At 52.9% G+C, this 12,759-nt stretch carries 7 protein-coding genes; all 7 read left to right on the plus strand.

From position 1 onward, the window contains the following. The first annotated feature begins 86 nt into the window (after positions 1–86). The 7 genes from G0Q06_RS00930 (at position 87) to G0Q06_RS00960 (ending at position 12,713) form a co-directional block, all read left to right on the plus strand. Positions 87–962, plus strand: coding sequence for a PEP-CTERM sorting domain-containing protein (locus G0Q06_RS00930; protein WP_163961539.1), 876 nt, complete (start codon positions 87–89; stop codon positions 960–962). A gap of 194 nt (positions 963–1,156) precedes the next feature. Continuing rightward, positions 1,157–2,155, plus strand: coding sequence for a hypothetical protein (locus G0Q06_RS00935; RefSeq protein WP_163961541.1), 999 nt, complete (start codon positions 1,157–1,159; stop codon positions 2,153–2,155). A gap of 269 nt (positions 2,156–2,424) precedes the next feature. Next, positions 2,425–3,402 (plus strand): hypothetical protein, encoded by a 978-nt coding sequence (locus G0Q06_RS00940; protein ID WP_163961543.1) that lies wholly within the window; start codon positions 2,425–2,427, stop codon positions 3,400–3,402. A gap of 2 nt (positions 3,403–3,404) precedes the next feature. Then, positions 3,405–5,528, plus strand: a complete 2,124-nt coding sequence (locus G0Q06_RS00945; RefSeq protein ID WP_163961545.1) for an InlB B-repeat-containing protein — start codon at positions 3,405–3,407, stop codon at positions 5,526–5,528. Between the two features lie 9 nt (positions 5,529–5,537). Beyond that, complete coding sequence (locus G0Q06_RS00950; protein WP_163961547.1) at positions 5,538–8,624, plus strand: InlB B-repeat-containing protein; 3,087 nt, start codon at positions 5,538–5,540, stop codon at positions 8,622–8,624. Between the two features lie 16 nt (positions 8,625–8,640). After that, a complete protein-coding gene (locus G0Q06_RS00955; RefSeq protein WP_163961549.1) occupies positions 8,641–9,654 on the plus strand; it encodes a carboxylesterase family protein in 1,014 nt (337 codons plus the stop codon). Next, positions 9,651–12,713 (plus strand): InlB B-repeat-containing protein, encoded by a 3,063-nt coding sequence (locus G0Q06_RS00960; RefSeq protein WP_163961551.1) that lies wholly within the window; start codon positions 9,651–9,653, stop codon positions 12,711–12,713. Before G0Q06_RS00955 ends, G0Q06_RS00960 begins: the two co-directional genes overlap by 4 nt. Positions 12,714–12,759: the final 46 nt, after the last annotated feature.

Raw genomic sequence — 12,759 nt, forward strand, 5'->3', positions numbered from 1 at the left:
GCCGTCGAATCTGGGAGGATCCTATCCCTCTTTTCTCAGTCCAGGGAATTTCCCCTAAAACCCGCTTCACACACATACTAATCCACATGAAAATTAAACGACTCACCTCTACCCTCGGCCTTGCAGGCTACTTGCTGGGTTTTTGCCTGCTTGCCACCCAGTCATCTGGCGCAATCTACACATTGGCTGCGTCTGGCGATATTCTCAGCGCCAGCGACGGAACTACTACTTTAGCGGATGCCATTACAGCCAACGCTGGCACAATGCCGTCAGGTACTACAGTGGTAATCCCCACCGGCTTCGCTGCGACGATGCAGGGATTCAACGGCGTTGATTCGACTGACACCATCATCAATGTGGACGGCTCCTCCACACTTACGGCTATCGGTAACAATAACGCTGACCGGACTCAAACAGTTACAATTAATATAAAAGATTCGGCGCAGTATTTATTGGATTCGGATCACAAAGTGCGGGCTGATCTCGTTTTAAATTATGATAGTAGCGCGGCATCCAGCTCTGCTGGCAAATTGACTTTCCAGTCCAGTACTACGCAATCCACCACCATCAATTTGAACAGTGGTTCCTTAATCTTTGGTGAAATTAGTTTGGCCAAGGCAGGCGAGTTCAACTTGAATGGGGGTGACTTGTCATTTGCTGCAATTAACACCCTGACCGCCTCCGCTCCTGGTTTTATCGATTTCAATTCAGCAGCTGGCTCTGTGCTTACATTCACCGGTGCAAGCGCACTGACTGATCTGGACGTCAATATTGGGTTTGGCATGTTCCAGATTGATGGAGTCTCCCAAACAAGCATAGCTTCTTGGAGTCGGGTCCTGGATGGCACAACACTGACGCTCACGCCGACGCCGGTCCCGGAGCCGTCGACCTATGCCCTGTTGCTGGGCCTTGCGGCATTTGGCTTTCTCACTTTCCACCGCCGCTCTCATAGGGGTTGTTAACGTTATATACTAAGGGTGCGGAAAATTAAAGAGGTCCTTCCTTAGGGTGGAAGGGCCTCTTGTTTTATACAGACAGGAAGGATTCAAAGGCAGATTGGCGATTCCGGACAAGCAATTGGCCTGAAAAAACAACCCGGTATACGCGTTTATCCCCTATAGTGGCTCTTCACATGAACATCCTAAAGCTAACCCATATGAAAAATACAATACTCCATAAAACCTCCATCATTGCAAGTTTTGGTCTTGGAATGTGCCTCCTGGCTTCCAGCACCTCCGCGCAGTACACCTATATCGGGAACGATCCCGACATTGTCCTCGACGGCAATGGTTTTACTGGCGCGGCCGGTGAGACCTTAGATATCGGGACCACTGGTGATGTGGGTGGCCGATTTGATACCACGATGACTGATGTTGTTGGTGGCGGAACTCCTTATCCCATTGTCAGCGTTTATGGGAGTTCGACTTTGACGGCTAGTGGCGTCGGCTATGGAGGTGATCCCGAGGACATGGCGATGGAGAAATTGACTGTCAATATTTCCGATACGGCTGAGTTCCTCGTCGGGGTAGAACTCGAGTTTCGTAACCAGTTCGTCCTAAATTATGATAGCAGTGCCGACTCTGTCAGCAGCGGGAGTCTTCGCTTGCTCGACCAAGCCGCGGCCGAAAAGTTCACATCTTTCAATCTCAACAGCGGCTCATTGACCGTAGGCCCACTCAGGTTTGGTGAAGTCAGCGACAAGGGTCAAATCAACCTGAATGGCGGTGACTTCACATTTGCAACGCTGAACGATGGTGATACCCCTGACCTGCCGGTGAACGCGCAGATCAACTTCGCCGATCCAGTGGGGGCTCCTTCGGTACTCACGATTACGGAAGCTACCGGGGTCGATTACCTCGATGAGTATATTGCGAACGGGTTATTTGCCATCCAAGGCGTTCCCGTGACTTCGCTTAGCGCTTATAACCTCAGTTGGACTCAGACCGGGACGATTACTGTGGTAGACCCGATAACTTTGGAAGAGACAATTGTACCAATTGGAGACCTGACCATGACGGCCAATGCCCTGCAATTTGTTACGGCGTCGCTTGAAATGAGCACGGACCTGCAGAACTGGAACCCGGTAGATCCTGGAGATTTTCAGATCACCACGACTCCGCGCTTTTTCCGCGCCGTTGTCGTACCGGTTCCCTGATCTATAAAGTCTTTAGCTGATTTTGCACGGCCGGTTCTGGAGTTCATCCGGGACCGGCCTTTTTCTTCTGCAGAGCGCTATTTCCTCACATTGGCGGGGAAAAGCAATTAATTGACCAACAGGAGCAATCGGATTCCGAGACAATGTGTTTTAATAGAGCTGTTATGACACAACCTGCCTCATTAATACCCCTGCTGTGACCCTGACCGATCAGCGCCGATATTGTGAGGTTTTACACGCACCAAAAACTACCAAAATAAGATCGAATAATGAAATTATACCCTACAAAAACAAACCTGCTGCTGACCCTTACTTTAGGCGCATTCCTCACGGGGACTGCGCTGGCTGACATTGCCTTTACGAACGGAGGCGGAACAGGAGACTGGAGAGATCCCGCCAATTGGGACGGAGTTAATTTTGTGGGCACCAGTCCCGCTCCCGAGGAACCGTTTGTGGTGGGCGACTCGGCCGATGCCGGCGGGGTTTTTGACACCATAGCCGTCACGGGCTCCAACCTGAGTGGCGCGGGCGCGATCATCAATGTCCTGGGAACTTCCAGTGCCTCATTTGAGGGAAACAAACAGGGCATCAGTATGACTATAAACTTTGAGGACAATTCCCGCTATCTTGTCGTTGATCTCAGCAAAGTCGGGTATGACTTTGTCCTGAATTACAACAGCGCGGCAATTTCGGATTCCTTCGAGGGCGAATTGCGGATCTGGCGGGCAAGCGGCCTGGTTAATGAAGTCTTCCGCATAGGGGCTGTCATTAACGTGAATTCCGGAGGAATTAACCTGGGAGCACTTGTTTATAACGAGGCAGGCATCGTCAACTTGGATGGTGGAAATCTCACGGTCGGGACACTGGATAATCCGGTTGGTGGTATCATCAACTTCAGTTCCAACGGCGGGTCTACATTCTCTCTTAACTCAGCCGTAACCGTTAACGATCTGGATACGCTGATTGCCAGTGGATCTTTCACCATCGACGGTGTAGCCGAAGCGGAATCGCCGCACTCATTCTCCAAGGTGCTTGATGGTACGACTCTGGAAATTTCGGTTATCCCCGGGCAGGTTTCGACCTGGTTCGGATATGATATCGTCGACGGAGCGGTGGATACAGGCGGTTGGATCGGCCCGGTCGACGTGGTTAATGACCCATGGGTATTTTCGTGGAACCTCGACGGCTGGATGTACGCGCCGGCGCAACCCTCAGATAACGGCGCCTGGTTCTTTATCGCCCGTTAAATATGATTCCCCCCCCTTTCCCTCCTCGAATCCTTCTTGCCGCCTCCCTTCTTCTTGGAGGGGGGCTGGCTTTGGATGCAAAACTCGGTCTGGACCGCGAAGCTTACGGCGTCTGGGACCGGTCGGGTTTCCAGCCTGTTGAGCAATATCCCTTCACTCGCGGTCAGGAATGGTCGACGGGGTGGGAGCACGTGCACCCGGCCCGCGGGGTTTATGACTGGTCGGAACTTGATGAGCTACTGGAGTTTGCACACCAGCAAAACCAGAAAGTGTTTATCAAGGTGCAACCCGTCAGTGGACTAGGTGAGCCCCCGGCGTGGATTTACGGTGCAGGTGTGCCAAAGTTGTCCGACCGGAAATACACCTATGGCTATTATCTTGATCCGGAATTTAAGCTCTATTTTAGCGAGATGGTGCAAGCCATGGGCGACCATGTCCGCAACAATGTTCCAGACCACCTTTTGGAATTGGTCGCTTTCGTGAGGGTTGATACGGGCGCAACCGGAGACGAGGAACCCTACGAGTACCAAAACCGAATCCCTTCGGCGTACAAGATTTCAGATGCGGATTGGCAGGATTACCGACTTTGGGTCTTCGAGCTTTACCGTCAGGCCTTTCAGGAGGGTCCCGGGGCCAAGATTCCCCTTCTCTTCCAAGCCATTGATCCGACCAAGGATACGGATGAATGGAACTGGGTAAGCCAGAACGTGACGGCCGGCTTTGGAGCCAAATTTGGTGGGCTGGTTCGGGGCCATCACATGACAAATTCCAATACCGTGACCATCGACTTTAAGGACAAGGCGGTTGATTCAGACTTCGGGCTCTTTTCGCGGAATGAAATGGACCAGACCTGGTCCAAGACCTTCTTCCAGCTTAATATCCGGCTGAACATGTACTGGACAGCGGTTGAGCAGCTGCAACCCGGCATGAGTGTCTGGGACGTCACAAAATCCTGCCTTCAGAATACCTATATCGACGGATACGCTTTCGCCTTTGAATTTTTCAATACCTGGGCGGCAGAATTGGATCCGCCAACGGCGCGTGGAGGATTTTCGATTCTCCACGAAGGATTGGATTTCGATGATAAGGAAAAATTCCCCGAATCGATATATGGGGAGAAGTCTCCTGAAAACCTTGACCGTTATTTGGCCATTTGTGAAGCCTATGCCGACCAGGGTGCACAGATGGATGACGTCGATTCGGCTCCGCGCGGTCAAGTCTATCAGCGCGCCAACATGACGGGCTTCAATGACTGCGCAAGAAGTCTCTGGGCGGGTAACTATGAACGCTTCATCAGGCAGATTGATCCAGACAACACCAGCAAGGGACTCTTTCGAGTTAATGGTCCCCTGACCCCGTCTTCCCATCCCTACGATCGCTTTGCCCGGAGTTTCGACAGCACGACGGGTAAGAATACGATGTACTTTGATGTTCATGACAACTTGCTGCCATCGCGCAGCCAACGGGTGCAGCTTTCCGTGATCTATCTCGATAAGGGAACCGGGCAGTTTGAACTGGAATACGATGCCACGGACAACAGCCAAAAAAGTGCGTTTGTTGTCACCAAAACCAATTCCAATACCTGGAAGACGGAAACCGTGGTGGTCGACGATTGGGTCATGGCAAACAATGGTCCGAATGGTGCCGACCTGATGCTGCTGAATATCGATTCGGAAGACGACATCTTCCATATGGTGGAGTTGGTCAAGCTAGCCGAAGTTGTTGTTGTTACAGAGGGGCAGGGGACCGTCACCGGGCGCACCGATGCCACCATTTACGATCCTGTGATTGGCACCTTTGCCGAGGGTCAACGGCTCGAATTAACTGTGACACCTGCCCCCGGATGGGAATTTTCCGGGTGGAGTGGTGATTTGGACGGAACGAATCCGCGTCCTATTCTTTATCCGACTGAAGATACGCAGGTAACCGCCCATTTCACCCGGGTGGGCGAGACCTCCACCTGGTTCGGATTTAAAATACTAAATGACTATGTGGATACAGGAGCCTGGTTGGGTTGGGTGCATGTCGCAAACGATCCATGGGTCTATTCTGAGAACCTGGGAAGCTGGATGTATGCCCCCGAACAATCCGGTGCGTTTGGCGCCTGGTTTCACTTGAGTTACTAATCATCAATTATGAAGACACCCCCTTTACCCTTAAGAATAATTCTTGCCTCATGCCTCCTCCTTGCAGGTGGTTTGATTTCTGAAGCCAAACTGGGGCTGGACCGTGAAGCCTATGGCGTTTGGGACCGCACCGGCGGGTTATCCGTGGAAACGTATCCTTTCACGCGTGGTCAGGAATGGACCACTGCATGGGAGCATATTAATCCCGCCCGCCATGTCTTTGATTGGTCCGAACTGGATGCCTTGCTGCAATTTGCCTACGATCAGAACCAGAAGCTATTCGCCAAGGTCTCGCCGGTCGGAGGGCAGGGCGGGCCACCTTCATGGATCTACGAAGATCAGGGGGGCGATGTGCCTCGAGTAACCGGCGATGTCTTCGACTACGGCTTTTATCTGGATCCTGAGTACAAGCTCTACTTCAGCGAGATGGTGCAAGCAATGGGGGATCACATGCGCAACAATGTACCGGCCCACCTTCTCGACCGGGTCGCCTTTGTCCGCGTGGATACAGGGGCGACAGGCGATGAGGAACCTTATGAAAATGCCGGCAACATCGATTTCCCTGAACTCTACGGGATTACGAATCAGGAATGGGAAGACTTCCGCCTGTGGGCTTTTGAAGTTTACCGGCAGGCCTTTCAGGAAGGTCCCGCAAGAAAAATTCCGCTATTGTTTCAGGACATTGATCCATCACAGGACCCGGTTGAATGGGCCTGGGTGACTGGGAATGTGACTGCCGGCTTCGGGGCAAAGTTTGGCGGGATCGTCCGTGGACACCATCTAACAAAATCCAATACTGCGACCACCGACTTCAAGGATAAAGCGGTAGATTCGGACTTCGGACTGTTCTCGCGTAATGAAATGGACCAGACATGGCAAAAGACATTTTTCCAGCTCAACATCCGCCTGAACATGTATTGGACTGCCGTCGAACAGCTGCATCCGGGGTTGAGTGTCTGGGACGTGACCCAATCCTGCCTAGGAAACACCTATATAGATGATTACACATTCGCCTTCGAGTTCTTCAACACATGGGCAGCCGAGTTGGATCCCCCTACCGCGAGGGGTGGATTCAGCATCCTTCACGAAGGCCTGGATTCATCTGACACGGTCAAATTCCCGGAGTCAATTTACGGGCCGGCCAATATTAACAATGAGCAGAGATATATTGATATCTGTGCTGCCTATGCGAGCCGGGGCGCTTTGATGAATGATTCGTTCGCCGCGACTAAGGGCCAGGTTTACCAGCGCGATGCACAGACGGGTTTCAACGACTCCAGCTGGCTCATTGTTCCCGGCAACTATGAACGTTTCATCACCCAGATGGACCCGGATAACACCAGCAAGGGCCTTTTCCGGATCAATGGGCCGTTAACAACAGCCTCTCATCCGTATGACCGTTATGCCCGGAGTTTCGACAGCGCAACGGGTAAGAACACGATGTATTTTGATATCCATGACAACCTGCTTCCTTCACGCAGCCAGAGCGTGCGGCTTTCAGTGATCTATCTCGACGCGGGAACCGGCCAGTTCGAGCTGCAATACGATGCGGATTCCGATAGCCAGAAGACAGCCTTTGTTGTCACCAAGACCAATTCCAATACCTGGAAGACCGAAACGATAATTGTCGATGATTGGGCGCTCCAAAACAATGGTCCCAACGGAGCCGACCTGATGCTCCTTAATGTCGATTCGGAAGACGACATCTTCCACATGGTGGAGCTCGTAAAGATTTCCGAGGTCACCCTTGGCACTGTCGGCAAGGGAAGCGTCAGCGGGCGCACCGATGCCATCGTTTATGATCCGATGGTCGGGACCTTTGATGAGGGCCAGCGGTTTGAATTGACCGTGACGCCCGAACCAGGCTGGGAGTTTGTGGGTTGGAGCGGTGACCTAGACGGGACTGAGACCCGCCCCTTCCTGTATGCCACGGAAGATGCCCGGGTGACTGCGAATTTCATCTATCTGGGTGCAGACCTGACTGAAGACAACTTTAATTCAGCTGACTGGACCGGGGGGACCGGTTGGAGTGGCAACTGGATTCCCTCAGGTGAGGCAACGCCGGGCGCCATTGTTCAACTGAACAACACCGGGGAGATCACCCGCAACCTTGGGACCCCACTGAGCAACGCCACTTTGTCTTTCATGTGGGATGTTGACCGGATCACGACCGGCCAACCAGGAGAAGTTTACATCAAGGTTGGCAGCATCTGGCTCCCGGATCCGGTGTGGAGCGAGGGCGTGAAGGGCGACGATTCGGGAAGCAGCCCCGAGCTGGCCCCTGCCACGGTCAATCTCAGTTCCTTTGGCACGGTGTCTGGGATCCGCTTTAAGCTGAACGGTAACTCGAGTACCGACCGCTTCTGGATTGATGATGTAGTTATTCTTGGCTCAGACGGTGGAGGAGGCACCTATGAACAACCCTTGTTCACATCCGATCCCGTTGAAAAAGGTCCAGGTGTCGAAGGAAGTCCCTACGCGGGCACACTCGTTGGTTCAGCGTTGGATGCAAACGGTGACCCAATGACCTTCTCCAAGGTCCCGGCTTCCGGACCTGCCTGGCTGAATGTGGATTCCAATGGCACACTTTGGGGTACACCGACCGCTGCCGACATTGGCCTTAATCGGTGGACCGTCGAGGTCACCGATGGATCCGGGGTGCCGGATGAGGCGTATTTGCTGATTACGGTAGAACCGGATGGAGCGCCCGCGTTGAGCTATGCCGAGTGGTCGAGCCTCTTCCGGTTGGACCAACCGCAGGATGGTGATGACGATGGTGACGCTGAACCGAATATCATTGAATTTTCCAATGGTGGGAGCCCGGTCAACCGCTTGGACAATGGCCATCAGTCCACCTTTGAATTGATGAGTGGTAGCGGTTCGACTTGGTTTGAATACGCTTACGCCAAGCGTGGCAGCGGCCTGAGTTACCAGATGGAAGTGTCTTCCAGCCTGGCTCCGGGAAGCTGGTCGGGGACCGGATATACCGAGACAGGCAACGATCCCCTCAATGGATATTTTAACCTGATCACCAACCGGATCGAAATTCCCACGGATTCCCCCGTCTTTATCCGGCTGAGAGTTGAGGAAAACTGATCCCGGAAGGCAACCCATGAAACTCCTCCAATCCATTGCCCTGATCACTCTCGCCTCCCTTCCATGCTCTGCCTTTTCCGCAGTGGCCAGCCCTGCGACAATCGCCCTGTTTGAGGAGATTGATACAGGGGAATACCTTCCGTATCGCCTCCTCCGACCAGAGAATTTTGACCCGGATGAAAAATATCCAGTAATGATTTCTCTGCACGGGGGGAGCGCCACCTCAAGTTATCCCAAAAATGAAAAGAATGTTCGCAATTGGATAGAGCACCTTGTCCGGGAGGACTTCCGCGATCAGTTCAACTGCTACATCATTTGCCCGCATTCACCTGGTGCCTGGAGACTCGCGCAGTTCCGGGCCATCAAGGATGTGATTGCTGAGCTTCCGTCGGTCGACACGGACCGCATCTATGCCATTGGCCATTCAATGGGTGGGCAGGGCGTCTATACCTTCATTCAGTCGGAACCGGAGTATTTCGCCGCAGTGTTTTCCTCTTCAGCCAACGGGAACAAGGTGGACAATCCTGAGGCCTTCAAGGATCTGCCCGTCTGGACATTCCATGGTGATAAGGACGGGACCATCAACATTGCCGGCAATCAGGCATTGTTCGCAAAAATGCAGCAAATCGGCGGAAACATGAAGTTTACGACATGGATCAATGAGGCTCATGGGTCCAGTGAGTTGATGGTGGCCGCTGGAAGCGGGTATGAGTTTTTCGACTGGGACAAGGACAATTACGTTTGGGTCCCGGCCACGCGGGAGTGGATGACCCAGCTTTCCAGCGACCTGTGCGATCCGGAAACGTTCTCCATGAAGTGGCTCTTTTCCAAATCACGCACGGCGGAGCCCGTTGATCCGCTTTGGTTTGGGTTCGAGGTTATCGACGGATACGCGGATACCGGAAGCTGGCTGGGATGGGTGAATGTCCAGAACGATCCGTATGTCTATTCACACCGTCTTGAAAGTTGGATGTATGCCACTGGACCATCATCAGAAGCGAGGTCATGGTTCTTCGTTTTTGGCGAATGAAATTTTTCAATTTTCAATTCTGCCTCTCGATCAGTGTTCCTTTGCTCGCATTTGCATTATCGGGCATGGGCCAAAGTATTCCGGCGGCAGGTATCCATAGCTGGGCCTCATGGAAGCCAGGGAATGTCTCTCGTGTGGACTGCCCCGAATTGCGAGGCGTTCCCCTTATTCTGAAGTGGAATCAGCTCGAACCAAGCGAAGGGGATTACCAATTCGAAAGCCTTGTCGGAGCGCCGTTACAGGTTGCCGCGGACGATGGCTTGTATGCAACGGCAATGATCTGGGTGGGCCCGGCCTGCCCGGAATGGATCTACGGGCTGGGGGTCCCTGAGGTATTTACGGATAGAACGGTAAATGCGCTTGGCCAACCAATATCAGCTAAACCTTACCCTTATCCCTTTTCGACGATTTATATGGAGCGATTCATTGCCCTCATCGATGCCTTTGGCACTTACCTCAATAATCTTCCGGAGGATCTACAGCAGCGAATTGTTTTTGTGCAAAGCGCCGAGGGATCGACTGGTGATCCGGCTCCCTACAAGGGCAAACCACTTGATCCACAATATGAGATTACTGATGAGGAGTGGTATCTCTTCCGCAAAGAGATATGGAGTCACTACCTGCAGAGTTTGGTGGACATTCCCCTCATGGTAAACTCAAGCAGCAAGAGTCCGGAACAGAGCGATTGGGTACTTGATAATCTGGATATTCTCGCCGTCAAGAACGGCATGTTCAGTCACGGTTATCATGTCAGTGGGAACAAAGAGCGATTGGCCAATTTTAAAACCCTTTCCAATAGAGCCCGGAGCCTTGGAAAACCGGTGATCAACCGCGGAGAGATGGATGGAGAGCTCTTTGTGATGGGCTGGTCGAGCAGTAATATCCCGCGAGCGCTCTATTGGTCCGGCATCTTCGCGATGCATTGCGAATTGGATATTTGGAATGTACCGAATAATGCCTTGAAAGATGAGGCGAATGCTCCAGCTCTCGAATTTTTCAACAAGTATGCTGGTCATTGGAATCCCGCTCTTGCGCCAGGGGCCTTCTGCGCCTTGCGGGATGGACTGGATGCCTCCGATTTCGAGCGTTTCCCAGCAGAAGTGTTTGGAGGAGCACCGGGGCAGAAAAAAGTGCCTGAGCGCTACCTGAATATCGCACAAGCTTATGAGTCCCGTGGGGCACGGATGGATGATGTCGAGAGTGCGATGGGGGGTGGCATGCTGAATCGCAAACGAAGCGGGCCCAACGACGTTGGCTGGGCGATTCTTCCCTCCAATTATGAGCGTTTCCTGTATCAGCTGAATTCGGGGACAGAGGATGTCGGATGGTGGAATATTGATGATTCCATATACGGTCGCTTTGGACGCGGGTTTGATCACGGGAACGGCAAGGACACCTTGTATTTTGATGTTCATGACAAGCTGCTGCCTTCGCGCAGCCAGCGCGTGCGGCTCTCGGTGATCTATCTCGACACGGGCACCGGCCAGTTCGAGCTGCAATATGATGCGGATTCAGACAGCCGGAAGTCCGCATTCGTTGTCACCAAGACCAATTCCAATAAATGGAAGACGGAATCCGTGGTGGTCGATGATTGGGCATTTCAAAACAAGGGTCCGAACGGAGCCGATCTCATGCTGCTCAATGTCGATTCAGAAGACGACATCTTCCACTTGGTAGAGCTCGTCAAGTTGTCGCAGGTCACCATTGGCACTGTCGGAAAAGGTAGCGTGAGCGGACGCGCCGATGCCACCGTTTATGATCCAGTGGTCGGTCCCGTTAATGAGGGCCAGCGACTGGAATTGACAGTAACACCCGAATCCGGATGGGAATTTGTGGGTTGGAGCGGCGATCTTGACGGGACAAACACACGCCAGATTCTCTTCACTGCGGAAGACACCCGGATCACAGCACACTTTGCTTACGGTGGCACCTCTGTGGCATCCGATGACTTTGACTCAAATTCCTGGACTGGCGGCACAGGCTGGAGTGGTGGATGGAGTAGCTCTGGAGGCATCACCCTGACAAGTTATGGAGGGGGAATTACCATCCTGCTGAACAGCAACGGACAGATTACCCGTGACCTCATTAGTGCGCTGGCCAATGCGTCGCTTACCATTGATCATGATATCGACAGCCTTGATACGGGTGAGACTGCAACGGCGGAAGTCTTTGATGGGTCCTGGCATGTTGTTTGGGTCGCGACAGAGAGCGATAACGGCGGCGATCGGGGCGTTGAACCCGATGCCTTGGTCACAGAGACCATCGACCTTGCGGCATATGGAGACATCTCAAAAATCCGTTTCACGGTGAATGCCGGAGGCGGTGCGGACCGGTTCTGGATCGATAATATCACACTCACCGGGGACAGTGAGGGAGGAACTCACTCACTTCCATTGTTTGCCTTTGATCCCGTGGAAATGGGTCCTGCAGTCGAGGGCGTACCTTTCTCGGGAACGCTGGCTGGTTCGGTCAATCATGCCAACGGTGATCCGATGACCTTCTCCATGGGTTCAGGGCCGGGTTGGCTGAGCGTGGCACCCGACGGGACCCTCTCGGGCATGCCAACTCCTACGGATGTTGGCCTGAACCACTGGATCGTCGAGGTCACTAATGAATATGGGGCTCCTGATAAGGCTAATTTACTGCTTTATGTCGAGCCGGATGGAACACCCGCTTTGAGCTATGCCGATTGGTCGAGCCTTTACCGGCTTAATCAAGCACAGGAGGGGGATGACGATGGGGACACTGAATTGAATTTAATGGAATTCGCCAACGGCGGGAGCCCGGTCAATCCTTTCGACAGGGGCCATCGTCCGGCTTTTGAAATCAAAAGGGATGGTGGATCAACATGGTTTGAATACGCCTATGCCAAGCGCGGCAGCTGCCTGAATTATCAGCTGGAATTCTCTTCCAGCCTGGCTCCGGGAAGCTGGTCGGGAAATGGTTATACGGAGACGGGAAGCGACCCCCTTAATGGATATTTTAACCTGATCACCAACCGGATCGATCTACCCGCGGATTCCCCTGTGTTCATTCGCCTGATCGTTGAAGAATACTGAACCTCGACAGATACACGAAAATGCCCCTTTCCCTCCTTCTGGCCAC

Source organism: Oceanipulchritudo coccoides, from assembly GCF_010500615.1.
Lineage (GTDB): Bacteria > Verrucomicrobiota > Verrucomicrobiia > Opitutales > Oceanipulchritudinaceae > Oceanipulchritudo > Oceanipulchritudo coccoides.